Annotated in this window: 19 protein-coding genes; 7 read left to right on the plus strand and 12 right to left on the minus strand. The window is 64.8% G+C overall.

Going from position 1 to position 24,109, the window contains the following annotated elements; genetic code table 11:
* Positions 1–86 precede the first annotated feature (86 nt).
* Positions 87–788: an HAD hydrolase-like protein gene (locus HV675_RS06555; protein ID WP_175110063.1), complete on the plus strand. Its 702-nt coding sequence runs from the start codon at positions 87–89 to the stop codon at positions 786–788.
* 364 nt (positions 789–1,152) lie between these two features.
* Positions 1,153–2,088: a LysR family transcriptional regulator gene (locus HV675_RS06560; protein WP_175110064.1), complete on the plus strand. Its 936-nt coding sequence runs from the start codon at positions 1,153–1,155 to the stop codon at positions 2,086–2,088.
* Between the two features lie 201 nt (positions 2,089–2,289).
* On the opposite strand, the gene HV675_RS06565 is transcribed toward HV675_RS06560, so the two are convergent.
* Genes HV675_RS06565 through HV675_RS06575 form a run of 3 tightly spaced genes read right to left on the minus strand, consistent with a single transcriptional unit; the run spans position 2,290 to position 6,260 of the window.
* The gene (locus HV675_RS06565) at positions 2,290–4,521 is read right to left on the minus strand and encodes a xanthine dehydrogenase family protein molybdopterin-binding subunit (RefSeq protein WP_175110065.1); all 2,232 of its coding nucleotides are present in this window, start codon (positions 4,519–4,521) and stop codon (positions 2,290–2,292) included.
* A 33-nt stretch (positions 4,522–4,554) separates the two neighbouring features.
* Positions 4,555–5,538, minus strand: coding sequence for an FAD binding domain-containing protein (locus HV675_RS06570; RefSeq protein ID WP_175110066.1), 984 nt, complete (start codon positions 5,536–5,538; stop codon positions 4,555–4,557).
* Positions 5,538–6,260, minus strand: coding sequence for a (2Fe-2S)-binding protein (locus HV675_RS06575; protein WP_175110067.1), 723 nt, complete (start codon positions 6,258–6,260; stop codon positions 5,538–5,540). The genes HV675_RS06570 and HV675_RS06575 overlap by 1 nt, the downstream gene beginning before the upstream one ends.
* Before the next feature lie 306 nt (positions 6,261–6,566).
* Here HV675_RS06575 and HV675_RS06580 point away from each other — a divergent pair, with 306 nt between their 5' ends.
* Positions 6,567–7,274 carry a glutathione S-transferase C-terminal domain-containing protein gene (locus tag HV675_RS06580; RefSeq protein ID WP_175110068.1) on the plus strand — a complete coding sequence of 236 codons (708 nt, stop codon included), beginning with the start codon at positions 6,567–6,569 and terminating at the stop codon, positions 7,272–7,274.
* A gap of 30 nt (positions 7,275–7,304) precedes the next feature.
* Here the strand turns inward: HV675_RS06580 and HV675_RS32390 are convergent, their stop codons facing one another.
* The 9 genes from HV675_RS32390 to HV675_RS06625 all read right to left on the minus strand — a co-directional run bounded on the left by HV675_RS32390 (position 7,305) and on the right by HV675_RS06625 (position 17,165).
* Entirely contained in the window at positions 7,305–8,420 is a 1,116-nt protein-coding gene (locus tag HV675_RS32390) for a PTS sugar transporter subunit IIA (protein WP_246270123.1), read from the minus strand.
* 164 nt (positions 8,421–8,584) lie between these two features.
* Positions 8,585–9,001, minus strand: a complete 417-nt coding sequence (locus tag HV675_RS06590) for a universal stress protein (protein WP_175110069.1) — start codon at positions 8,999–9,001, stop codon at positions 8,585–8,587.
* 200 nt (positions 9,002–9,201) lie between these two features.
* A complete protein-coding gene (locus tag HV675_RS06595; RefSeq protein ID WP_175110070.1) occupies positions 9,202–10,083 on the minus strand; it encodes an oxidoreductase in 882 nt (293 codons plus the stop codon).
* Positions 10,084–10,347: 264 nt separating this feature from the next.
* Positions 10,348–11,391, minus strand: coding sequence for a coiled-coil domain-containing protein (locus HV675_RS06600; RefSeq protein ID WP_175110071.1), 1,044 nt, complete (start codon positions 11,389–11,391; stop codon positions 10,348–10,350).
* A 36-nt stretch (positions 11,392–11,427) separates the two neighbouring features.
* Positions 11,428–11,682 carry an RNA recognition motif domain-containing protein gene (locus tag HV675_RS06605; protein ID WP_175110072.1) on the minus strand — a complete coding sequence of 85 codons (255 nt, stop codon included), beginning with the start codon at positions 11,680–11,682 and terminating at the stop codon, positions 11,428–11,430.
* A 38-nt stretch (positions 11,683–11,720) separates the two neighbouring features.
* Positions 11,721–12,503, minus strand: a complete 783-nt coding sequence (gene fabI / locus HV675_RS06610; RefSeq protein ID WP_175110073.1) for an enoyl-ACP reductase FabI — start codon at positions 12,501–12,503, stop codon at positions 11,721–11,723.
* Between the two features lie 22 nt (positions 12,504–12,525).
* Entirely contained in the window at positions 12,526–13,722 is a 1,197-nt protein-coding gene (locus HV675_RS06615) for an acetate/propionate family kinase (RefSeq protein ID WP_175110074.1), read from the minus strand.
* 4 nt (positions 13,723–13,726) lie between these two features.
* Complete coding sequence (locus HV675_RS06620) at positions 13,727–14,665, minus strand: phosphate acetyltransferase (RefSeq protein ID WP_175110075.1); 939 nt, start codon at positions 14,663–14,665, stop codon at positions 13,727–13,729.
* Positions 14,666–14,738: 73 nt separating this feature from the next.
* Entirely contained in the window at positions 14,739–17,165 is a 2,427-nt protein-coding gene (locus tag HV675_RS06625) for a DUF3141 domain-containing protein (RefSeq protein WP_175110076.1), read from the minus strand.
* An 859-nt stretch (positions 17,166–18,024) separates the two neighbouring features.
* Between HV675_RS06625 and aspT the strand changes: the two genes are divergently transcribed.
* The 4 genes from aspT to HV675_RS06645 all read left to right on the plus strand — a co-directional run bounded on the left by aspT (position 18,025) and on the right by HV675_RS06645 (position 24,107).
* A complete protein-coding gene (gene aspT, locus HV675_RS06630) occupies positions 18,025–19,716 on the plus strand; it encodes an aspartate-alanine antiporter (protein WP_175110077.1) in 1,692 nt (563 codons plus the stop codon).
* Between the two features lie 93 nt (positions 19,717–19,809).
* Positions 19,810–21,189, plus strand: coding sequence for a glutamate decarboxylase (gene gad / locus HV675_RS06635; RefSeq protein WP_175110078.1), 1,380 nt, complete (start codon positions 19,810–19,812; stop codon positions 21,187–21,189).
* A gap of 162 nt (positions 21,190–21,351) precedes the next feature.
* Positions 21,352–22,254 carry a polyphosphate kinase 2 gene (gene ppk2, locus HV675_RS06640; RefSeq protein ID WP_175110079.1) on the plus strand — a complete coding sequence of 301 codons (903 nt, stop codon included), beginning with the start codon at positions 21,352–21,354 and terminating at the stop codon, positions 22,252–22,254.
* A gap of 122 nt (positions 22,255–22,376) precedes the next feature.
* Entirely contained in the window at positions 22,377–24,107 is a 1,731-nt protein-coding gene (locus tag HV675_RS06645) for a SulP family inorganic anion transporter (protein WP_175110080.1), read from the plus strand.
* The last annotated feature ends 2 nt before the right edge of the window (positions 24,108–24,109 follow it).

Raw genomic sequence — 24,109 nt, forward strand, 5'->3', positions numbered from 1 at the left:
GGCGGAGATTCACGCGGTCTAGGCCCGATACCGTCATAATGTCGTGCCCGGCCTGATCCCCGCCACGTGCGGCCTCTCGCAGACTCATGACGATCAAACTCGCCATTTTCGATTTCGACGGCACGCTGGCGAATACCTTCACGGTATTCGGCGAGTCGCTCAACACGCTCGCGGTCAAGCACCGGTTTCGTCAGGTCACGCCGGAAGACGAGCCGCAGATGCGCTCGATGAGCGCGGCCGAGATCCTCCGCGAGTTGCGCCTGCCATTGTGGCGCGTGCCGGCGGTGTTGTCCGACTACCGGAAGATGCTGCACAGGCGCATTGGCGAAGTGCAGCCTTTCGCGGGCACCGTCGCGGCGCTCGAGGCGCTGCTCGAGCACGGCGTCGCGCTCGCGGTGGCGACCTCCAACACGGCCGACAACGTGAACGCGGTATTGGGCCCTGAACTGGTCGCGCGGTTCGCGGCGCTCGAATGCGGGTCGGCGCTATTCGGCAAGTCCCACCGCCTGCGTCATATCCTCCGGCAGACCGGCACCGATGCCGCCGACGCGATCTATATCGGCGACGAGTTGCGCGATGCCGAAGCGGCGCAACGGATCGGGGTCGCATTCGGCGCAGTGGCGTGGGGCTATACGCATTTCGACGCGTTACTGCTGACGAATCCGGCGATGGCGTTCGCCGTGCCCGCCGATCTTTCGATGCTGTATGAGCCCGCGTCGGAAGCGCGGCCGGCCAGCCGGAGCGCTGCCGAACCTGTCGCGCTGCTGCGCCGGCGCGACACGAACTAGCCTCGCGGCGGTTCGCGGCACGCCGCGATATCGGCAGCGAATCACCAGCCTTTGCGTCGGAAGCCTTGCGCAGCGCGCGGTGGTTTCACAACCCATGCGTCGCAGCGAATCGGAAACGCGATCGCGCACAGCCGCACATCACCCACCGCAAAGCGCAGCGAGCTTTCATCCGGAACTCGTCGTACAGCCCGTCTCCACGGGGCAGCGCGACTCGCCCGCTGGCCCGCATGCGGCAGCCGCTCGGTTAAAACCGCCGCGTGCCGATCGGCAACGTGACGGGTATGATCCGTCCTTGGTGGCGGTGCGCGACCGCCGGTGCGGCCTCGCGCGCGCCGCACCGCCGCCTGCCTGGAGGAAACAACGCTTGCGTCAGGACCAACTGGACGGCATCGTCACGTTCATCATCGTCGCGGAGGAACAGGGATTTTCCGCGGCCGCCGTGCGCCTGGGCGTTTCGCCGTCGGCGGTCAGCCAGACCATCCGCCATCTCGAGACGCGCGTCGGCCTCGCGCTCTTTAACCGCAATACGCGCGGCGTAAGCCTCACCGAAGCCGGCGCGACGTACTTCGAGCGTGTGCTGCCGGCGGTGCGCGAACTGACCGCCGCGTCCGAGGAACTCGGCGCCGCGCTCGACCGCCCGGCCGGCGTGCTGCGCATCAGCGTCGCGCGCGCCGGCTATCTGACCGTGCTGCAACCGATCATGCGGCGCTTTCTCGACCGCTATCCGGATATCCGGCTCGACGTCGCGATCGAACCGGGCCTGACCGACATCGTCGGCCAGCGCTACGACGCGGGCATCCGCTTCGGCGATATGGTCGAGCGCGATATGGTCGCGGTGAATATCGGGCCGCCGATTACCGCGCAGATCGTCGCGTCGCCGGACTATCTCGCGATGCACGGCACGCCGCATCATCCGCGCGATCTGCTGTCGCACGCGTGCGTCTGCTTCCGGCGCGCGACGAGCGGACAGCTCGAACGCTGGCTGCTGTCAAAAGGCGGCGAAACGCTCGAGCTCGCGGTGAACGGCCGGCTGATCGTCAACGACTCGGCCGCCGCGGTCCAAGCCGCCCTCGACGGGATCGGCATCGTTTATATGATCAACGGCTTTATCGACGGGTTGCTCGAATCCGGCCGCCTTGTGCGCGTGCTGGCCGACTGGAGCCCGCCGCTGCCGGGCTTCGCGCTCTATTACACCGACCGCCGCCGCGTGCCGCCGAAGCTGCGCGCGCTGATCGATTTCCTGAAAGAGGAACAGGTGACCGGTCTGCCGACCGCGCAGGTCGAGGCGATTTTGCGCTGAGACTGGCGTTGGCGCCGGCACTGACACTGGGGCGCCAGCGGGCCGGCGCTGCCGAAGGCCGCGCTGCCCTGTGCTTCACCTGGCCACGTCTATCAAACTTCAAACGGTGCCGCTTCGCGATGAACACCACGCGTTAAACAGCGCCACGCCCGCCACGGGCATCACGCATCAAAACGGCGCCGCCTCTCCCCGCCTCGCACATCACGCGTTGAACGGCGCCGATTGATCCATCAGCTTGTCCATCGTGATCGGCAAATCGCGCACCCGCTTGCCGGTCGCGTGATACGTCGCGTTCGCGACCGCCGCCGCGAGCCCCGTGATGCCGATCTCGCCAATCCCGCGCACGCCGAACTCATTGAGCTCATAGTCCGGGTAATCGAGCAGGATCACGTCGATCTGCGGCTGGTCCGCATGCACGGGCACCACGTACTCCGCGTAGTTGTTATTCGCCGGCAGCCCGCTGCGCGGGTCGTATTCGGTGCCTTCGAAAAGCGCCATGCCGATGCCCATCACAATCGCGCCTTCCACCTGGTTGCGCGCGGTCATCGGATTGACCACGCGGCCGACGTCGATTGCACTCACCACGCGCGCCACGCGCAGATGCGAGATGCCCGGATCCCAGCGCACCTCGACGTAATGCACGCCGAACGAACGGAACGAAAACTTGCCGGACGGCGCGCCAGGCGTATGCGCCTGACCCTCGGCGCTCGCAAGCCGCTGCGATTTCAGCAGCGTCGCGAAGTCGACCGAGCGCTCGCCGTTCACGAGCCGGCCGTTCTCGAACTTCAGCGTCTCGGGCTTCGCGCCGTCGAAAATCGCGCCATTCTGCGTCGCGAACAGCTTCAGTTGCGCGATCGCATTGCGCGTCGCTTCGGCGATGGCCGGCATCACGCTCGCGGTGGCCCACGAGCCGCCCGACAGCGGCGCATCCGGAAACGACGAATCGCCGAGCTTCACCTCGATGCGCTCGATCGGCACGCCCGTCATGCTGCCGACCGTTTGCGCGGCGATCGTATACGTGCCGGTGCCGATGTCCTGCACCGCGCAGATCACACATGCGGTGCCGTCGCTGCGCAGCTCGACGCGCGCCTGCGCGGGCGTGCGATACGCATCCCAGTTGCACGCGGCCATCCCGTAGCCGACGATCTCATGACCGTCGCGCATCGAGCCGACCGCGGCCGTGCGCTTCTGCCAGCCGAAGCGGTCGCCAGCCTGCACGATCGCCTCGTGCAGGTGGTTGCTCGACCACGGCAGGTTCACGCTCTCATCGAGCGTCGAAATATTGCGCAGCCGGAATTCGCGCGGGTCCAGATTCGCCTGCAGCGCGAGTTCGTCGATGGCCGATTCGAGCGCGAACAGGCCCGGCGCCGCGCCGGGCGCGCGCATCGAGGTCGGCGAGCCCTGGTTCACGCGCGTGACCGCGTGGCTCACCACCACGTTCGGGCACGAGTACAGGCTCTTGGAGACACCGCCGCAGTTCTCGACGTACTGGTCGGTCAACGAGGTCGTATTCACCGACTCATGCCGCAGCGACGTGAGCCGCCCGCTCGCATCGGCCGACAGCCGCACGTGCTGCTGTGTTTCGGGGCGATGGCCGGTGGTCGTAAACATCTGCGCGCGCGGCACGACCAGTTTGACCGGCCGCCCGACCACGCGCGACGCGGCGCTCGCCGCGACCGAATGCGGCCAGATAAACAGCTTGCTGCCGAAGCCCGAGCCGATAAACGGTGCTTCGACCGTCACCTGGTCCGGCGACAGCCCGAAAATTCGCGCGATCGTATTCCGGTGCACAGTGACGCCCTGCGATGCCTCGTACAGATGCAGTTCGTCGCCTTCCCAATGGGCCAGCGTAGCGTGCATCTCCATCGGGTTATGCGTTTCGACCGGCGTGCGGTACACCGCGTCCAGCTGGTGCGGCGCGCCGTCGAACGCGGCTGCCGCGTCGCCGCGCGTATGGCCGCGGCCGCCGTCGCGCGTGCCGCCGGCCGCGACGCCTTGCTCCAGATTCGCGATCGGCTTGTTGGTCGCGTACTTCACGTCGACCTTGTACGCCGCTTCACGCGCATGCTCGAACGTGTCGGCGACGACCAGCGCGACGAACTGCCCCGCGTAGTTTACGGTTGCGTCCTCGAACGGCAGACGGCGCTCGTCGGTAATCGACGCGCTCAGGATGTCGTTGAACGAACTGATCGTGCGCGGCGCGCGGTACAAACGCGGAAACTGCTCGTGGCTGAAAATCTCGATCACGCCGGGCGTGCGGCGCGCATCGGCGGTATCGATGCGCAGAATGCGCCCGCTCGAAATCGTGCTGAAAACGCCGTACGCGTAGACCATGCCCGGCAGGCTCTGATCCGCCGCGTAATGCGCGGCGCCCGTCACTTTCAGGCGCCCGTCCACCCGGCGCATCGAATCGCCGATGATGTCATTGTTCATTGTGTCCTCACAGTCGGATAGGCAAGCCGCGCTTTATGCGACCAGTGTGCTCAGATTACGGACGATCGCCTGCTGGCCGAGCGCGATCTTGAAGCCGTTCTGCCCGTACGAGCGCGCGCCTTGCATCGCCGCCGCGGCGGCCTGCTGGAACACGGCCTGCGTCGCGGGCTGCCCTTTGAGCACGGCTTCCGCCTGCTGCGCGCGCCACGGCTTCGTGCCGACGCCGCCCATCGCAATGCGCGCGTCGCGAATCGTGCTGCCGTCAAGCACGACGATCACCGCGCTCGACGCGAGCGCGAACTGATACGACGCGCGGTCGCGCAGCTTCAGATACGCGGAGCGGCTATGCGGCAACGGTGCATCGAGCGTGACGTGCGTGATCATTTCGCCGTCGTTCAACGCATGCTCTTTCCACGGCGTATCGCCCGGCAGCCGATGAAACTCGAGAAAGTCGATGTCGCGCGCGACGCCGTTCGGGCCTTGCACATGGACCGTTGCGCCGATCGCGGCCATCGCGACGCACATGTCGGACGGATGTGCGGCGATGCACTGGTCGCTGCCGCCCAGCACCGCATGCACGTTGCGGTTCTGACCGTCGATCGCCGCGCACCCCGAACCCGGCACACGCTTGTTGCACGGCGACACGCCATCGCGAAAGTACCCGCAGCGCACGCGCTGCATGACGTTGCCGGCCGTGGTCGCCTTGTTGCGCAGCTGCGTGCTCGCGCCCGACAGCAACGCCTGCGACAGCACCGGGTAACGTGTGCGGATCGCCTCATGACGCGCGAGATCGGTGTTGCTGACCATCGCGCCGACACGCACGCGGCCGTCGTCGAGCACCTCGATCTGCGTGAGCGCAAGCTTGTGGATATCGACGACGCGTGCGGGACGCATCACATCGAGTTTCATCAGATCGAGCAGCGTCGTGCCGCCGGCGAGGAATACCGTATTGGTTTGCGCATGCGCGGCAATCGCATCGTCGACGCTCGACGCACGCGTGTAGTCGAATGAGCGCATCACGCCCTCCGCATCTTGCCGCGCGCGTCCTGAATCGCGGCGACGATGTTCTTGTAGGCGCCGCAGCGGCAGATATTGCCGCTCATCGCTTCGCGTAGCGAATGATCGTCGGCGGGCACGCGCGAGTCGTGCAGCACCGCGACCGCGCTCATCATCTGCCCGGAAGTGCAGTAGCCGCACTGGTAAGCATCGTGCTCCCAGAACGCCTGTTGCACCGGATGCAGCTTGCCGTTTTTCGCGAGACCTTCGACCGTCGTGATCTGATCGCCGTCGTGCATGACCGCGAGCGACAGGCACGAGTTCACCGACACGCCGTTCACGTGCACGGTGCAAGCGCCGCATTGGCCGTGGTCGCAGCCCTTCTTGGTGCCGGTCAGGTGCAAGCGGTCGCGCAGCACGTCGAGCAGCACTGCGTTCGGTTCGACGTTCAGTTTGTGTGCGACGCCATTCACGATGAAATGCACGGTGTAGGGGCCGCTTGCGTTCGCAGCTTCCGCCGGCGCCGGCGTGGCAGGCGGCGCTTCGTCGGCGAGCACCGCGGCGGACATCATCGACGTCCCCGCGACTGCGAGCCCCGATGCGCCGATCGATTGCAGAAAGCCGCGTCGCGTGACGCCGCCCGGGCTCGCCGCATCGTCGCGCGGCGCGGCCGGCGCGGAGCCGGCGCCGTTCGCCGATTCGCCCGGCGACGACTCGCGGCCCCCATCGTTATACGCTGTCATTTGCATTTCCCCGGTTGCTGATGGATCAGTGATTCGGAAGACATGCGATAGCGATTCGCCAGGAAACACCATCGCATCATCGACGATGACGATGCCATAGCGTATTTCCGATGACCATTGGCCGCGGCTTCATACCGCTTGAACCAAAACTAAAGAAAGCTCACGCGACGACGGCCGGATGGCATGCGGATGCCCCGCGCAAGCCGTTTGACCGGCGCTGCGCGCGGCATACAATCGCGTAAGCCCGGTGCACGTGACGCTGCGGAAGCGGTCGCGTTGCCCGGCGGCGCTCAAGGAGAAATAAAAATGATGACGCTGTATTCGTACCCCGAGCTATTCGGCCTCGAAGACAACAACCCGTACGGTCTGAAGGTATTTGCGTTCCTGCGGCTATGCGGACTGCCGTTCGAGCATCGCCACGTGCTCGATACGAAAGCGGCGCCGCGCGGCCAGTTGCCGTATCTGGTCGATGGAGAGCAAACAATCGGCGACAGCGACGCGATTCTGTCTTACCTGAAACGCCAATACGCGCTGCCGATCGACAACACGCACTCCGCCGCGCAACGCGATCTCGACCTGATGCTGCGCCGTACGCTCGACGATTTGTACTGGGTGATGTCGTATTCGCGCTGGCGCGACGACCGTTACTGGCCGGCTTTCCAGGCCGCGCTGCTCGCACAGCATCCGGATGTCGGCGTCGATGCGCTCGAAGCCGCGCGCCAGTACAACTTCAACCGGTATCACTATCAGGGCATCGGCCGCTACGAACCGGACGACGCGTATGCGCGCGGCATCGCGGACCTGCAGGCGATCGCCAACCTGATCCACGACAGCGGCTTTCTGTTCGGCGACCAGCCGGCGAGCATCGATGCGGCGGTGTACGGTTTCGTCGCCAATATCTACTTCTACGATATCGATACGCCGCTCAAACAGTTCGTCGTGTCGCAGCCGCAGCTGGTCCGCTATTGCGTCGCGATGCGCGACGCGGTGGCGAGAGGCCGCGCGGCGCGCTAGCCGGTTGATATGCAGCGTGACGCGACGCCTTCAGGTGATCCGCCGCGCGCCGCGTTCGGCCTGCTCGAGCGTATCGCGCCCGTTGAACAGCCGGCATACCGCGCCGGCGTCCGCGCACGCGTGCAGGCGGTCGCGGAACTGATGATCGCAAAAGCACTGCGCGACCTCCGCGAGCAGATGCAGATGCGCGCTGTCCGCCCATTGCGGCACGAGTAGCGCGACGATGTCGCTGACCGGCTGCCCGTCGGGCGCATCGAATGCAATCGGTTCAGCGAGCCGCGCGTAGAGCGCGACGGGCTGCGCGAGGTCCGCGATATGACCGTGCGGCACCGCGACGCCGCGCCCGAGCCCGGTCGAACCGAGCGCTTCCCGCGACGCGAGGCCGGCGGTCACGATTTCGGCCGGCACCCCGCACAGTGTTTCGAACGCCTGGCTGAGTTGCGCGAATAGCTGTTCGCGGTCCGCCACGCTCAGTGCGAGCAGCACGTGGCTCGCGGGCAGCAATTGGGCAAGGCCCGGTTGCACAGGGATGATGCTTTCGGCGGCGACATCGGCGACATCCATGGCTTCGTCGCGTGGCGTATTCACTGTGGACGCTTTGAGAGCGGTGGCATCGGCATGGTTATCGATCGTTCGGTGAGCACCGTGACTTGCACCCGGACTTGCACCCTGAGCTGCACCGCGCCCGCTACCGTTACGGCGCTTGCCGTTCGCGTCGTGGCGGCGCGTCGCGGGCCGGCCCGGCGCATCGGCCTGCCCGTTCGCCTGCCCATTCGCATCCGCGTGAATCAGACTGCGCCACGCGTGGCTTGGCGTATCGGGAATTTCGACTACCTGACCGACTTCGGCGTCCGGCGTCAATTGCGACAGCCGCTGCATCGCATGTCCGACATCGGCTTTCGGCAGATACAGCGACAGCTGCACGCGGGCGCTATCGCGCAGCGGCGCGACACGCAGTGTCCATTGCTGGTTGCCGCAATCGCGAATCAATGCTTCCCGAAACGGCGTCGTGTGTTGCGCATCGACCGTCACATGCAGCATCACATTGCGCCCGGGCTCGTGTCGCGACTGTGCCCGGTGCTGCGCGCGCGCTTCGGATTTGCCGCGCTTTAGCCATGCTTGCAGGCCCGCCAATGGGTGCGCCATGTCGCCCTCATCGTTTATTGCATGCTGAAAGGATATCCGACGCGGCGCAAAAGCCGCATAAAAAGGCGCCTTCACGGGTGTAAAAACGATCCCGGCAGGTTCGTGCGCGATACACACATCGCGCGGTGCGGCGAGTGCGCATGCAGTGGCGGCGCCCATGCGTGCTAGTGCAGCATCGTGACCGGCGCTTTCGTCAGCCGCCACAGCCTCGCGATGATCCACCAGCGGGTCAGAAAGCCGATCTGGCTTGCATCGACAATCACCGCATCGGACTGTTGCAGCGCCGCACGCGCGGCGATCGTTTCGGCGACGGGGCCGAATGCGCGGCTCCAGCGGTACGGAACACCGGCGTCGTCGAGAATCGCGCGAGTATTCATCAGCGGACTCATGATCTGACGCCGGTCGTACAGGCGCAGCGCGCCGCGCGAATGGAACGCGCTCGTGCGTCCCCAGTCGAGCGGCTCGAGCACTTCGACAATTTCGACTTCCGACACACAGCGCTCCGCATACAGGAACGCGGCGTGACGCGCGGCCTGCAGCGCGCCGTCGTGATGGATCACAGGAATCAACAGCCGTAGCATCGGGACGTCCGCTCAACGATGAAGGGATACGGCCGTATTGAAGCAAGCGGCACATCAACACGCGGCAAAATGTGCGCCGCGTGTCATAAAAAAGCCGTCAATGCCGTGCGCGCCGTTGCGCATCGCGCCGACCGCGCGCGGGGCACGCGCAGCGAGCCGCCGCGCGTTAAGGTTGCGTCAAGTTCGACAAGCCGAAAACATTATTTCCCGCCTTCCGGAAAATCGGCCCCGAGACTCGTATCGCGCCACTTGTCGAAGTCCGCCAGCAGCGCGTGCAGCCGTTTGGTGCCGCCGTCGAGCGCCCCCGCGCCGAGCGCCAGGTTGCGCGGCGGGTCGCTGACCTCGGTGATGGACAGCATCGCCTGCGCGGCACGGACCGGGTCGCCGTGCTGCGTCCCGCTGCTTTGCGCGGTGACCTGCATGCGCTTGCCGGCCGTCTCCGCGTAGTCGGCGATACGGTTCGGCGTCTGCTTGAGCGAGCGGCCGGCCCAGTCGGTGCGAAACGGCCCCGGTTCGATACAGGTGACCTTGATGCCGAGCGGCTCGACTTCCACCGCGAGCGAGTCGGACCAGCCTTCCACGGCGTGCTTGCTGGCTGCGTAGTAGCCGGAGCCCGCATAGCCGGCAAGACCGGCCAGCGATGTGATGTTCAGCACGTGACCTTTGCGGCGCGCGCGCATGGTGGGCAACACCGCACGCGTCATCGCGAAGAGGCCGAACACATTGACGTCGAACTGCGCGCGAATCTCGGCCTCGACCCCCTCCTCGATCGCCGCCTGATACCCGTAACCGGCGTTGTTCACGAGCACGTCGATCGCACCGAATCGCTTGAGCGCCGCTTCGACCGTGCTGCCGATCTGCCGCGCGTCGGTCACGTCGAGATCGATCGTGAGGAGCCGCCCGGCCACATCGCCCACCTCGCCCGCCTTGTCCACCTCGCCGGCGAGCCCGGCGAGCGACGCCTTGTTGCGCGCCGTCGCGACGCAGCGCCAGCCGCGCGCGAGTACCGCATGCGCCAGTTGCCGGCCGAATCCGGTTGAACAACCCGTGATGAACCAGACTGGCGTTGTAGTGGAAGTCATGATGGTCTCCGGAGTATTTGATTGTGAAGGTCGAGCTGACAAGCCGAGGATGCGATCTTACCCAAGTCTGCGCTTCGACCTCAAATCATAAGGCCATGCGAGATAGATATCTAAAAGCATTCCTTCCCGGGGCACTCCGGCATGACGGATATTCGATGCGGCACGCGCATGTGAAGAACGCGATCGGCATCGCGCTGAAAGTGGCCATCGTCACGCGCGGCGCATCGCGCGGATGCCCGCTTCACACGCAGTTTCTATGCGCCTTTATACGATCACCCGGCTCGTATCGCCGAACAGACTGCCGGCGGGCGGCAGATCCGCGCGCCTGAACCGCACGATCGCGAACGCGCGCGTATCGGATGGGCTCGCCGGAATGCGCGCGACACGCAATTCGAGGTCCGCCGCGGGCTGCGTTGCGCTTATATCGACCATCACATTCATTCTGTCGAGCCGCACCTGTTTGACCGTCACATACGTGTATGCGGCCGGATCCGCGTAGATGCGCTGCACGATATCGAACTGACGTTCGATCGCCTCGGTCGGCGAGCCCAGTGCCGCGAGGCTGCGTTCGTTCGCGTCGAGCTCGCGCTGCAAGCGTGCGACCTCGGCCAGGTCGACCGGCGCCGCACCGGATGTCACCGCATGCATGCCCGCGCCCTGCCGCTGCAACAGCTGCAGGCGCGCCTTGAGCAGCGCGCGCTCTTCTTCGAGCGCATCGCGGCGCGACTTGTCTTCCGCGATCTGTTCGAGCGCTTCGAGCGCCAGTTGATCGACCAGACGCCGCACGATCTCGTCATGCAGATCGGCCTCCGTGCGTCCGCAAATCCGCACGCGATGATCGCTGAAGCTGATCGTGGTCTGCCGCACGTCGGTGCGCGTCCTGCCGTCCTGCTGCGCCACGCCGAGCGCGGTGCGTTCGGCCATCTCCATGCCGAGCACCGCGTAAACTTCCGCGCAATCGATATGTTCGTTAAACCAATCGCGCAATTCGTGCGAGCGGCCGAACGTCTCGCAGACATCGTCGGATGTCGCAAAGAACGCATGAATATAAGGGTCGCTCGACCATGCGCTCGCGGCTGCGTCGCGCGGCCGAGGCAACGCCGCGACAATCCCGCTCGCGTAATCGAGCGTACCGCGTACGGCCGGTGCGAGACGCGATTCGTATCGCGCCGCGAGCGTGAGTTTCGGAATCGCCTTTGCAACGCGCGCGATTGTCTGCGCGACCTCGTCGGCGCGATCTGACGAACGGCTGGAATCGCCTTGTTCCTTGTCACCTGTGCGGCGCCACAACCGGCTCAGAAAACCCATCTCCCGTTTCTCCGTGTCAGCCGGCGCCGTCCGCCGTCACTCATTGCGCTCCTGCAGGATCACGACATTGAGCCGGCGATTTTTCCAGAACAGGTTGTGAATGCGCGGCTGCAGCATGCGCAGCGCGGCCGGTTCCGTGCCGTTGAAGTTCACCAGCACCGCGGGACGCGAACCGTCGCCGGGCACGTGCTGGATCTGGTCGTAGACCGGAAAGCCGTATTTGACGAGCAGCGCCTGAATCTCTTCATCCGACGTGCCATCCTCGAGATTGCCGATCACCATGTCCGCCATGGCCACTCTCCTTCACTTGAATACCGCCACCTGCGTGGCTAGCCCATGATGTTCACGCCGCCGTCGACGTACAGCGTTTCGCCCGACAGGCGTCTTGCGTAGCGCGTCGCGAGAAACGCGCAGGTGAAGCCGACATCCATGATGTCGACGAGTTCGCCGAGCGGTGCGCGCTCGGCGGCTTCGGTCAGCAGCAGAGCGAAGTCTTTCAGGCCCGACGCGGCCCGCGTTTTCAGCGGCCCTGGTGAGATCGCATGCACGCGGATGCGCTGCGGACCGAGTTCGTAGGCGAGATATCGCGCGCTTGCTTCGAGCGCGGCCTTCACCGGCCCCATCACGTTGTAGTTGGGCACGACCTTGTTCGCGCCGTAGTAGCTCATGGTGAACATCGAGCCGCCGTCTTTCATCAACGGTGCGGCAAGGCGCGCCATGCGGATAAACGAATGACATGAAATGTCCATCGCGCTGGCGAAACCCTGCGCCGAGCAGTTGAGCAGACCGCCTTGCAGATCGTCCTTCGGCGCCCATGCGATCGAATGGACAAGAATGTCGAGCTTGCCCCAGTCGCTCTGAATGCGCGAAAACACCTTGTCGAAATCGTCCGGGTTCGACGCGTTCAGCGGCATGAAAATCGGCGCGCCGAGTTCGCGCGCGAGCGGCTCGACATAGGGCTTCGCCTTGTCGTCCGCATACGTGATGGCCAGTTCCGCACCGAGCTCGCGAAACGCTTTCGCGCAGCCATATGCAATCGAATGCTCGTTGGCGATGCCGGTGACGAGCGCCTTCATGTTGTGCAGAATCGGGCCGTTAGCGGTGTTCGTCATGGTCGGACTCCTCGTGCGCGAATCACAATGTGCCGATGACCGCCTGCGTATGCCGCGCGATCATCAGTTCCTCGTCGGTCGGAATGGTCCAGACCTCGACGTTGCTCGACGGCGTGCTGATGCGCGGGCCGCCCGCGTCGTTCGCTGCGCCGTCCAGTTCGATGCCGAGCCACGCGGCCTGTTGCGCCGCGCGCCGGCGGACCTCGGCCGAGTTTTCGCCGATGCCGGCCGTGAACACCAGTGCATCGAGCCCCTGAAGCGCAGCCGCGAGCGAGCCGATTTCACGTCCGATCCGGTATGCGTACAGGTCGATCGCAAAACGCGCGCGCGGCGCGTCGCTCGCGAGCAGCTTGCGCATATCGCCTGATACGCCGGACACGCCGAGCAAACCCGATTCCTTGTAAATCAGATCTTCAATGGCGTGCGCATCCATTTTCAGTTCTTCGAGCAGATACAGGATCACGCCGGGATCCAGACTGCCGCAACGCGTGCCCATCGGCAAGCCGTCGACGGCGGTAAAGCCCATCGTGCTCGCGACGCTGCGCCCGGCCTGCATCGCGCACATGCTGGCGCCGTTGCCCAGATGCGCGACGATCGTGCGTCCCGCCGCGGCGCGCGCGGAGAAATCGGGCAAGGCCTGCGCGATGTACTCGTACGACAGCCCATGAAACCCGTAGCGCCGCACGCCGCGCGAGGTGATCGATTCGGGCAGCGCGAACGCCTGCGCGAGCTCGGCCTGAGAGCGGTGAAACGCGGTATCGAAGCATGCGACCTGCGGCAGATGCGGGTGCATCGCCGCGACGATGCGGATCGGCTTCAGGTTATGCGGCTGATGCAGCGGCGCAAGCGGCGTCAGCTTGTCGAGTTCGTCGAGCACCTGCGGTGTCGCGAGCACCGATTTCGCGAACTTCTCGCCGCCATGCACCACACGATGACCGACCGCAATCAGGCGGCTATCGCCGCGGTGACTGGTGAGAAAGTCCGAGATGGTTTGAATGCCGTCTTCGTGCGACAGTTTTGCGCCGTCGCCCCAGTGCTTTTCGCCGACCTGCGCGCCGTGCTGGTCATAAGCGATAAAATGCGGTGCGCTGAACAGCGCCTCCACCTGGCCATGCAGGCCGAGGCCGAGCTCGCCGTCGGCCACGTCGCCTTCCACGTAATAAGCGCGGAACTTGATGCTGGATGAACCTGCGTTCAGCACGAGAATCACATCGGTCATTGCATTACCCCACCACTTTTGTCGTTTGCGCACGCGCCCGCGCGACCAGCACCGCGACCGCGCAGGACGCGAGCCGCGTCATCACCGAATCGGCGCGGCTCGTCAGGATGATCGGCACACGCGCGCCGAGCACGACACCCGCCGCATCCGCCCCCGCCAGAAACGACAGGCTCTTCGCCAGCATATTGCCTGCTTCGAGATCCGGCACCATCAGCACGTTCGCACGTCCCGCCACCGGCGAGTCGATCTTCTTGATGCGCGCGGCCTCGAGGTCGATTGCGTTGTCGAGCGCAAGCGGCCCATCGACGAGCGCACCGGTAATCTGATGCCGATCGACCATCTTGCACAACGCGGCCGCTTCGATCGTCGACGGCACTTTCGGATTGACCGTCTCCATCGCCGACAGGATCGCGACGCGCACCTGTTCGAACTTCAGCGCGTGGCCGAGATCGATGGCGTTCTGCAAAATATCGATTTTCTCGTCGAGCGATGGCGCGATATTGACCGCCGCATCGGTAATGATCAACGCATCCGGATGGCCCGGCACGTCCATCACGAAGCAATGGCTCACGCGCCGCGCGGTGCGCAGCCCATGCTCGCGGCTGACGACCGCGCTCATCAGTTCATCGGTATGCAGGCTGCCTTTCATCAGCGCCTGCGCGTTGCCTTCGCGCACCAGTTGCACGGCCGCAGCCGCCGCCGCGTGACTGAACGGCGCGTCGACGATCGGATACGGCGCAATATCGATGCCCGACTGCGCGGCAAGCGCGACGATCCGCTCGCCGGGTCCGACGAGAATCGGCGCGATCAGGCCCATTTGCGCCGCCTCGACCGCACCCCGCAGCGAGCTCTCGTCGCATGGATGCGCGACGGCGGTCGGCGTCGGCGGCGCGGTCTTGCAATAGTCGATCAGCCGTTGATACTTCTCGTGGTGACGTTCCATGGAGGTCCCTCGCAGACAGCCGGCGCAGTGCGCGCCGGCATGGTGCATCGTTCAATGAGCGTTCAATGAGCGTTCAATGTACGGCAGAGGATGCGGGACGCGCACTACGGGCGGCTTTCAGCGGCAGCAACGCGCGAATGCGCCCGACCATCTCGAGTTGCGCTGCCGTCAGCGCCATGCCCTGCACGCGCTCGTCCTGAGCGAGTTTATCGACCAGCGTGAGGAAACGCTTGCGCTCGCCGGCATCCTCGAGCAGCGTGGGCAGCGATGCCAGCGCGCGTTCCGGCTCGTAGCGGACGATGATCTCCTGCTCGCCGCGTATGCGCCGCCACGCATCGTGTTCGAGTGCGGGCAGGTACTCCGCATACTCATCGGCGAGTTCGCGGCGAATCGCGAGCCGCGTGAGCGGCAGCGGTTCGCCGTGCCGTGCGAGCAGACACGCGGCCCGTGCAATCGCTTCCGTATAGCCGCCTTGCGCGATCGACGCCAGCGCCTCCTTTACGAACGGCAAGTCTTTCGGATCCGCAACAGGCGCCGCAAGCGGTCCGTCGAGCTCGACCTTATCCGGCGAACGCGCGGCGAACATGTTGCCGTAGAGGCCGAAGAACAGGCTCTCGGTCGCCGCATCGCGCATCGCCCGGTAGAAGTCGAGCGACGCGCTGACCACTTCGGCGCCGCGCCGCTCGGCCTGGCGAAGCGGGTTCGGACCATCGGCATCGCTCCTGATGCGGTTCGCCTTCACCGCGTTCGCGGCCGGGCCGAGCCATGCAAGCCATGGGTTCAGATCGGAGAACATCCAGCGTTGCGCGCGCAACGGATGGAATTGACGCAGCAGGCCCGCGCTGGTTTCGTTCGACAACGCCTGCACGAACGGCTGCGTGAACAGTTCGTACGCACGCTGATTGAACTCCGACACCTGTTCGACCGCGTTGAACGGCAACTCGTCGACACGCTTGAACCGGTTGAACTTCGCCGCGATATCTTCGAGCCGGTGCTCGTGAAAATTCACATCGTATTCGGGCTTGCCGTCCGCCCCTTTGCGCTCCGCGATTTCCATACCGTACAGCCCCGGCGGAAAGGCTTCGATCGCTTCGAGTACCGAAACGATTTGCGAATGTTCCTTCTTCGCGACCTTGCCCGATACGAAAATGCCCAGATGGCCGATGCTCTGATGCGTGAGGCCGATGATCACCTGACCGCGCGCCTTGATCTCATCAGTGCTGCCGTAGATATCCGCAACCCAGTTGAACGCCTGCTGCGGCGGCGTGATGTTGTCGCCGAGCGACGCGAACAGGACGATCGGCGACTTGATGTCGCGCAGGTCGAATGCCGCGCCGCCGGTGCCGCGCACTTCACCCGCCCATAGCTTGTTGCCGACGAACAGATTGCGCGTGATCCATTCGATCTCGTCGCGGTTCATCAGGTAGTAGCCACCCCACCAGCGCTCGAAGTCGAGAAAACGCGGCGGTTCCGTATCGGCATGGTCGAACACGTGGTAGTACTTGTCCCACAGGCTGTTCGCGGGGTTCAGATTTTCAAAGTTCTGCACGAGATGCGCGCCGTCGAACTTGCCGTTGCCGAGGTCGGCGGTAAGCGACGCAAGCCATGTGCCGCCCAGCATGCCGCCCGCGTAGCGCATCGGATTGTCGCCCTCGCCTTCGCTCCATGCGCCGCTCCAGTACGACATCGGCGCGCCGTTGATCACGACCGGGCCGGTATCGTCCGGATCGGACGTCGCGATCATCATCGCGGCCCAGCCGCCCTGGCAGTTGCCGACGATCGCCGGCTTCGGGCTATCCGGATGCAGTTCGCGCACCGTTTTGACAAAGCGCTGCTCGGCCGCGCACACGTCGAGCATCGTCTGGCCGGGTTCGGGGTCGCGGAAAAACACCACGAAGTAGACCGGGCTGCCCGCGCGCAACGCGACGCCGACCTGCGAATCGTCCTTGAAACCGCCGATACCGGGGCCGTGCCCCGCACGCGGATCGATGATCACATACGGCCGCTTGCGCGCGTCGATCGTCACGCCTTCCGGCGCGCGGATGCGCAACAGCGCATAGTTCACGGGCCGCTCGAACGTGCGGCCGTCGAGCACGGTTTCATAGTCGAAATGCAGCACGGGCTTCAGACCTTGCGCGGTCTGATCGACGAACTGGTTGCCGCGCTGACGCAGCGTGTCCCAGAAGAGCACGCTTCGTTGCGCGAAGTCGATCGCATAGCGGTATGCGCTGAACGGGTCGAATGCCGCGTTGAGCGCGCCTGAAAATGGCGCGGTGAACGGAGCGGCCCATGCGGCGGGCGTGGTGAACGCCGCGCCAGGCGGCGCAGCCGTTGCGTCGCTCGATGCGCCCGGCGCGGCGCCGTCGCCGGTCTTCGTGTCGAGCGCGTCATGCAAGCGTTCGGTGAAGTTGTGCTGCGCGACCTGCGCACGCTTCTGGAAGATTCTTGCGACCTTTGCGCCGATCTGTTGACTGTGCGCGAATGGAGTACCTGCGTTCATAACGTGGGACCTCGTGGTCGAAGACCGCATAGCCGTGGACAGACGGCAATCCGGGCGCCGCGCATTCGGGCGCCAGCATCCGGCTCGTGGCCGATGCCTCGTTCGGGAAACACGTTTAACCGCGTATGTGAACGTATAAGACGCGGGTGTCGTCGCGATGTCAATCAGGAAACAATTGGGCAACGCGCGAGGGAGATGCGCCCAACGCATGGGCGCAACGCTGAATCAGCGCTTGTGCATTGTGGCGTGCGGCGTTCGGTCCGGTCAATTGGACCAAGGTCCCATGACGCGTGACAAAAGAGCGCAACCGCGCGTGCGCGGTGCTTGCGTGGTGTTTGCGTGGTGTTTGCGCGGCGCCGATTGCATGCGGTATTTAAAAAGGCATCCGCAAAGACCCGAAGACGCAAAAAACAGCGATGCCAAACATTGACATTCTCGCCATGACATCAGTCGAACTAAACGTATAAGCTTCATCATGGAATATTCGATCGGCGTTGCCTATACTGACTTTCGTTTAGTAAGCCATCTATGAAATCGCGCGTCGCCGGCGCACCACGCCGCATATCGTGCGATTTACCGCGCAGTTACTGTGTTTCGTGTTTGCTTGCAGCCGGACCGCACTTTGCGCCCCCATGTCCGGGCTTTATGCATCACGCGTTTGCATGCGCACGTCGCGCGATTCCGCGAGTGCGTGCGGCGGTCATTGCCGCGCTTTGCCGCCACTGCAGCCTCGATGACGGAACACATCGTTGCCCGGTCACCTGTCCAGCACGAGGTGTGTTCGCCGCGTCACCCGAGTCCCCGTTACGGTTCTGTTCCGGTTGCACGTCTCTATAACGAACGATGATGAGGAGCGAGCATGGACTGGCTAGTACAAACACTTCGGCAATATCCGGAAATCGCGGTTTTCCTGTCGCTCGGCATCGGTTATTGGGTCGGCGGCAAAAGCTATAAAGGGTTCAGTCTCGGCGCGGTCACCGCGACCCTGCTTGCCGCCATCGCGATCGGCCAGTTGGGCATCACGATTTCGGCAAACGTGAAAGCGGTGTTCTTCCTGATGTTTCTGTTCGCGGTCGGCTACGGCGTCGGGCCGCAGTTCGTGCGCGGCATCGCAAAGGACGGCATTCCGCAAGCCATCTTCTCCGTCGTGCAATGCCTGCTGTGTCTGGCTGCGCCGGTGATCGCGGCGAAACTCGCCGGCTACTCGATCGGGTCCGCCGCGGGCCTGTTTGCGGGATCGCAAACCATTTCCGCGTCGATGGGCCTCGCGACCGATGCGATCAACCGTCTCGGCTTACCGGCAGACGACACCAAGGCCCTGCTCAATGCGATGCCAACCGCATATGCGGTGACCTACATCTTCGGCACCGTCGGCTCGGCACTGATTCTCGCGGCGCTCGGGCCGAAGCTGCTCGGCATCGACCTCGTGGCCGCCTGCAAGGAATACGAAGCGAGCCTCGGCGGCGCGAAGGAAATGGGCGGCGCGGGCCAGGCGTGGCACCAGTACGAGTTGCGCGCGTACCGCGTTCAGCAGGGCGGCCGCGCGGTCGGCCTGACGGTGAGCCAGGCCGAAGCGCTGGTGCCGGACGGCAGCCGTCTCTACATCGAGCGCATCCGGCGCGGCGGCACGATCGAGGAGGCGCGCATCGACACGGTATTGCAGCCGGACGACATCGTCGCGATTGTCGGCGCACGGGAGCTGCTGGTCGAGCTGCTCGGGCCGCTCGGCACTGAAGTCGACGATCCGGAACTGCTCGCGGTGCCGGCCGAAGGCGTCGACGTCTACGTGACGAACAAGGACGTCGAGGGCAAAACTCTGGCCGATCTCGGCAAACGGCCGAACGCGCGCGGCGTGTATATCCGGCGCATCAAGCGCGGCCCGACTGAAACGCTGATTCCGGTCTTGCCGAACACGCAACTGCATCGCGGCGATACCGTGATGATCGTCGGCCGCACGCAGGACACGACGGCCGCGGCGAAGGTGATCGGTGTGATCGATCGCCCGTCCGCCTCCGCGGATGTCGCGTTTATCGGCATCGCGATCACGATCGGCGCGCTGATCGGCGCGATCGTGATCAAGGTCGGCGCGGTGCCGATCACGCTGTCCACCGCGGGCGGCGCGCTGATCTCCGGCATCGTGTTCGGCTGGCTGCGTGCGATCCATCCGACCTTCGGCCGCATTCCGGATTCGACACTCTGGTTCATGAACTCGGTCGGCCTGAATGTGTTTATCGCGGTGGTCGGCATCACCGCGGGGCCCGGCTTTGTCGCGGGGCTGCAGCAACTCGGCATCAGCCTGTTCCTGTGGGGCATCGTCGCGACCGCGGTGCCGCTGATTCTCGGCATGTTTATCGCGAAGTATGTGTTCCGTTTCCATCCGGCCATCCTGCTCGGCGTCTGCGCGGGCGCGCGCACCACGACCGCTGCGCTCGGCATGATCTGCGACGCGGCGAAAAGCCAGGTGCCGGGCCTCGGCTACACGGTCACCTATGCGGTCGGCAATACGCTGCTGACCATCTGGGGGATGATCGTCGTGATGCTGCTGAGCTAGCACGCGCCCTCCCTCACGTTGTCCTCTTGTCCGCCGCGCGCACGACGTCGCGCGGCGGGTTCCTGCTGGTCCTTGAATGGGAAAGAGCGACATATGCAGACCCCAGTCGAAAAACTCACGCCGTACGACGAGTTCAATTTCGAAGTGCCCGAGCACGAGTTTCCGAAAAGCGGCGTGTCGGCTCGCGCCGCCGCGGCGATCGTGATCAGCGACGAATGGACCGATACCAACCCGATGCTGAACATGTCGTCGTTCGTCACGACCTTCGCGGAACCGGAAGCCGCCGAAACCGCGCGCCGCAATATCTTCAAGAACTACATCGACCACGATATGTATCCGCAGCTCTTCGCGATGGAAACGCGCATGGTGCGCTGGCTGCATCAGCTGTGGCACGGCCCGAAGGGCGTCGAGGTGTATGGCACCGCGACCGTCGGTTCATCGGAAGCGTGCATGCTCGCGGGCCTCGCGCATAAGTGGAACTGGCGGCAAAAGCGCGAGCGCGAAGGCAAGGACGGCAGCCGCCCGAACCTCGTGACCGGCGGCAACGTGCAGATTGTCTGGAAGAAATTCATGCGCTATTTCGACGTCGAGCCGCGCATCGTGCCGTTGAAACCCGGCAACTACCGGCTCACCGCCGAGCACCTCGAACGGTATGTCGACGAAAACACGATCGCGGTGGTGGCGATCGCCGGGCAGACCTTCACCGGCGAAGACGACGACATTCAGGAAATTCACGACTGGCTCGACGCCTACGAAAAACGCACCGGCATCTCGATTCCGATGCATATCGACGGGGCGTCCGGCGGCTTTGTGAACCCGTTCCTGTATCCGGACTACAAATGGGATTTCCGGCTGCCGCGCGTGCAGTCGATCAACGCGTCGGGCCACAAATACGGGCTCACGCCGCCGGGGCTCGGCTGGGTGGTGTTCCGCGAACGCAAGATATTCAACGAGGACCTCGTGTTCTACGTCAACTACCTGGGCGGCGAAATGCCGACCGCGACGCTGAACTTCAGCCGCAATGGTTTTCAGATCGCGGTGCAGTATTACCAGTTCCTGCGGCTCGGCTTCGACGGCTACAAGCGCGTGATGCAGCACACGCTGAACAACGCGATCACGTTGCGCAAGAAACTGGTCGACAGCGGCTACTTCACGATCATGAACGAGACGCAGCGCATTCCGGTGGTGGCGGTCACGCTCGACAGCAAGATCAAGAATTTCAACGAATTCGACGTGTCGAACAAGGTGCGTGAAAAAGGCTGGGTGCTGTCCGCTTACTCGATGCCGCCCGCTGCCGAAAAGGTGATGAGCCTGCGCGTGGTCGTGCGGCCGCATATCAATCACAACGTCGCGTGTCTGCTCGGGAACGATATCGTCAGCGCGTGCCAATACCTCGAAAAGCACGGCGGCAGCGCGAAGCCGCCCGAGCTGCATGCGCATGCGGACGAAAAGACGTCGCCGGCCAAATGCTGACGCATGTACGCTGGCTGACCAAAGGCCGGTGGGCCACAAGAAAGCAGGCAGGCAAGCGCCGCGCATTGGACCAAAGTCCAGTTGCGGCGCCGCCGACGCCCGACCATACTCGATAGGGAACCGCATCATCGCATCGGTACGACCGTTCGAGGGGACCCCGCCATGGCTCAGATGAAAAAAGCCGCCGAAAAAGCGCCCGGAAAGACTTCCGCAAAGTCCGCTAAGGACACCGCCAGCAACGCCGCAAAAGAGGCCAGCCAAGCAGGCGTCGCCGACGGCGCCAGCCTGCCCGGCAAGCTGTCGAACAAGGAATATGAAAAGGAACTCGCGCGTCTGCATGTGGAACTCGTCAAGCTGCAGGAATGGGCGGTGCAGACCGGCGCGAAAATCTGCGTGGTGTTCGAGGGGCGCGACGGCGCCGGCAAAGGCGGCACGATCAAGGCGCTCACCGAACGCGTGAGTCCGCGCGTGTTCCGCGTGGTCGCGCTGCCTGCGCCGACCGAGCGCGAGAAATCGCAGATGTACGTGCAGCGCTATCTGCCGCATCTGCCCGCCGCCGGCGAAATCGTGATATTCGACCGTAGCTGGTACAACCGCGCGGGCGTCGAGCGTGTGATGGGCTTTTGCACCGAAGAGCAGGCGCGGCATTTCCTGAAAGGCGTGCCGCTCATCGAACGCGCGATTCTCGCGTCCGGCGTGATTCTGCTCAAGTACTGGCTTGAAGTCAGCGAAGAGGAGCAGACGCGCCGGCTCGAAGCGCGCATCACTGACGCGCGCAAGATCTGGAAACTCTCGCCGATGGATCTTCGCTCGTATGAACGCTGGTACGACTATTCTCGTGCGCGCGATGAGATGTTCGTCGAAACGGACACCGGCGTCGCGCCGTGGCACGTCGTGCGTTCCGACGACAAGAAGCGCGCAAGGCTGAACCTGATCAGCCATCTGCTGTCGAGCATTCCGTACCGGGCGATGCCGCGTGCGAAAATCACGCTGCCGAAACGGCAGAAGCGCGGCGACTATCGCGAACCGGACTACCCGTTCAAGTACGTACCCGAAAGGTTCTGAAAGACGCGCCGCGCGCTGCGTGTACCGGCACTGGTGCTGCGCGCCGCCGGCGCGCAGCGGCTCTTTCGCGCTGTCTTTTTTTGTGCCCGCCGGCGCCTTCGCGCCCGATCGGGCCTTCCACTATGCCGCCGCCCGACCCGCAAACCGCCCCGCTTCGGCAACTCCACAGACGCAGCTGGATACCGCTGCCAGAATGGCTGCTGCACTATCAACGGCAATGGATCAGGCACGACCTGACTGCCGGTCTGACCGCCGCGGCGGTCGTGATTCCGAACGCGCTCGCGTACGCGACGCTCGCCGGGCTGCCGATCGAAGCCGGCCTGTACACCGCGTTTATCCCGATGCTGGTCTACGCGATGTTCGGCACCTCGCGGGTGCTGAGCGTCAGCACGACCACCACGCTCGCGATTCTGACCACATCGGCGCTCGCTGAAGTGTCGCAAGGCGCCGGCGGAGTGACGCTGCTCGCCGCCGCGGCGACGCTGGGCGTGCTGGTCGGCGCGATGCTGCTCGTGGCGTCGCTGCTGCGCCTCGGCTTCGTCGCGAACTTTATCTCGGAGCCGGTGCTGGTCGGTTTCAAGGCCGGCATCGCGGTCGTGATCTTTGTCGATCAGGTGCCGAAGCTGCTCGGCATTCATGTCGCGAAGGGCGAGTTTTTCTACAACGTCGCGCATATCGTCGAGGGCCTGCCGAGGACGTCGACACCGACGGTGATCGTCGCGGCGCTCGCGCTGATCGCGCTGATCGTGTTGCGCCGCTTCGTGCCGCGCGTGCCGGCCCCGCTGCTCGTGGTGGGCTGCGCGATCGTCGCGTCCAGGCTGCTCGACCTGCATGCGCACGGCGTCGAGACGGTCGGCGCGGTGCCTGCGGGACTGCCCGCCCCGACGCTGCCGGTCTTCGCGCTGGCCCACGCGCTGTGGCCGATCGCGCTCGGCATGGCGCTGATGAGCTTCACCGAAACCACCGCCGCGGGCCGCGCGTTCGCGCGGCATGGCGAGCCGACGCCGGTGGCGAACCGCGAGCTGCTGGCCACAGGCCTTGCCAATCTCGCCGGCGCGCTGTTCGGCGCGATGCCGGGCGGCGGCGGCACCACACAGACGGCGGTGAACCGGCGCGCCGGCGCCGCCAGCCAGGCGTCGTCGCTCGTCACGGCGGCCGTCGCGCTCGCGGCGATGCTGCTGCTGTCGCCGCTGATCGGCCTGATTCCGCATGCGGTGCTGGCGGCGGTTGTGATCGTGTATTCGATCGGCCTTTTCGATCCGATCGAATTTCGCGCGATTGCCCGCGTGCGGCGCATGGAGTTCGTGTGGGCCCTCGTGGCGCTGGCCGGCGTGGTCGTGGTCGGCACGTTGCAAGGCATTCTGGTGGCGATCATCGTGTCGCTCGCGGCGCTCGCGCATCAGATTTCCGACCCGCCGGTGTATGTGCTCGCGCGCAAGCGCAACACCGACGTGTTCCGCCCGCTGTCCGCCGCGCATCCGAACGACGAGACATGGCCGGGCCTGTTGCTGCTGCTGCCCGAAGGACGCATCTTCTTCGCGAATGTGCAGCATGTCGGCCTGAAGATGCTGAAGCTGATCACGGCCGCCGCGCCGCAAACGGTGGTGGTCGATCTGAGCGGCGTGTTCGATATCGAATACACGGCGCTCAAGATGTTCGCCGATGCCGAGCAGCGCTTGCGCGCGCGCGGCATTACGCTGTGGCTCGCCGCGATGAATCCCGACGTGTTCGCCATGGTGCAGCGCTCGCCGCTTGGCGAAGCGCTCGGCCGCGAGCGGATGTTCCACAATCTCGAACAGGCGGTCGAACGGTATTGCACGACGGTGGCCGGCCAGACGCGCGACCCACGCTGAAC

This window comes from Paraburkholderia solisilvae, assembly GCF_902859875.1.
GTDB classification, from domain to species: Bacteria; Pseudomonadota; Gammaproteobacteria; order Burkholderiales; family Burkholderiaceae; genus Paraburkholderia; species Paraburkholderia solisilvae.

Bases quoted from the DNA above. Each gene is read 5' to 3' on its own strand.
- HV675_RS06555 (WP_175110063.1), top strand. From the start codon at position 87: ATGACGATCAAACTCGCCATTTTCGATTTCGACGGCACGCTGGCGAAT.
- HV675_RS06565 (WP_175110065.1), bottom strand. From the start codon at position 4,521: ATGAACAATGACATCATCGGCGATTCGATGCGCCGGGTGGACGGGCGC.
- HV675_RS06570 (WP_175110066.1), bottom strand. From the start codon at position 5,538: ATGCGCTCATTCGACTACACGCGTGCGTCGAGCGTCGACGATGCGATT.
- HV675_RS06575 (WP_175110067.1), bottom strand. From the start codon at position 6,260: ATGACAGCGTATAACGATGGGGGCCGCGAGTCGTCGCCGGGCGAATCG.
- HV675_RS06580 (WP_175110068.1), top strand. From the start codon at position 6,567: ATGATGACGCTGTATTCGTACCCCGAGCTATTCGGCCTCGAAGACAAC.
- HV675_RS32390 (WP_246270123.1), bottom strand. From the start codon at position 8,420: ATGGCGCACCCATTGGCGGGCCTGCAAGCATGGCTAAAGCGCGGCAAA.
- HV675_RS06590 (WP_175110069.1), bottom strand. From the start codon at position 9,001: ATGCTACGGCTGTTGATTCCTGTGATCCATCACGACGGCGCGCTGCAG.
- HV675_RS06595 (WP_175110070.1), bottom strand. From the start codon at position 10,083: ATGACTTCCACTACAACGCCAGTCTGGTTCATCACGGGTTGTTCAACC.
- HV675_RS06600 (WP_175110071.1), bottom strand. From the start codon at position 11,391: ATGGGTTTTCTGAGCCGGTTGTGGCGCCGCACAGGTGACAAGGAACAA.
- HV675_RS06605 (WP_175110072.1), bottom strand. From the start codon at position 11,682: ATGGCGGACATGGTGATCGGCAATCTCGAGGATGGCACGTCGGATGAA.
- fabI (WP_175110073.1), bottom strand. From the start codon at position 12,503: ATGACGAACACCGCTAACGGCCCGATTCTGCACAACATGAAGGCGCTC.
- HV675_RS06615 (WP_175110074.1), bottom strand. From the start codon at position 13,722: ATGACCGATGTGATTCTCGTGCTGAACGCAGGTTCATCCAGCATCAAG.
- HV675_RS06620 (WP_175110075.1), bottom strand. From the start codon at position 14,665: ATGGAACGTCACCACGAGAAGTATCAACGGCTGATCGACTATTGCAAG.
- HV675_RS06625 (WP_175110076.1), bottom strand. From the start codon at position 17,165: ATGAACGCAGGTACTCCATTCGCGCACAGTCAACAGATCGGCGCAAAG.
- aspT (WP_175110077.1), top strand. From the start codon at position 18,025: ATGGACTGGCTAGTACAAACACTTCGGCAATATCCGGAAATCGCGGTT.
- gad (WP_175110078.1), top strand. From the start codon at position 19,810: ATGCAGACCCCAGTCGAAAAACTCACGCCGTACGACGAGTTCAATTTC.
- ppk2 (WP_175110079.1), top strand. From the start codon at position 21,352: ATGGCTCAGATGAAAAAAGCCGCCGAAAAAGCGCCCGGAAAGACTTCC.
- HV675_RS06645 (WP_175110080.1), top strand. From the start codon at position 22,377: ATGCCGCCGCCCGACCCGCAAACCGCCCCGCTTCGGCAACTCCACAGA.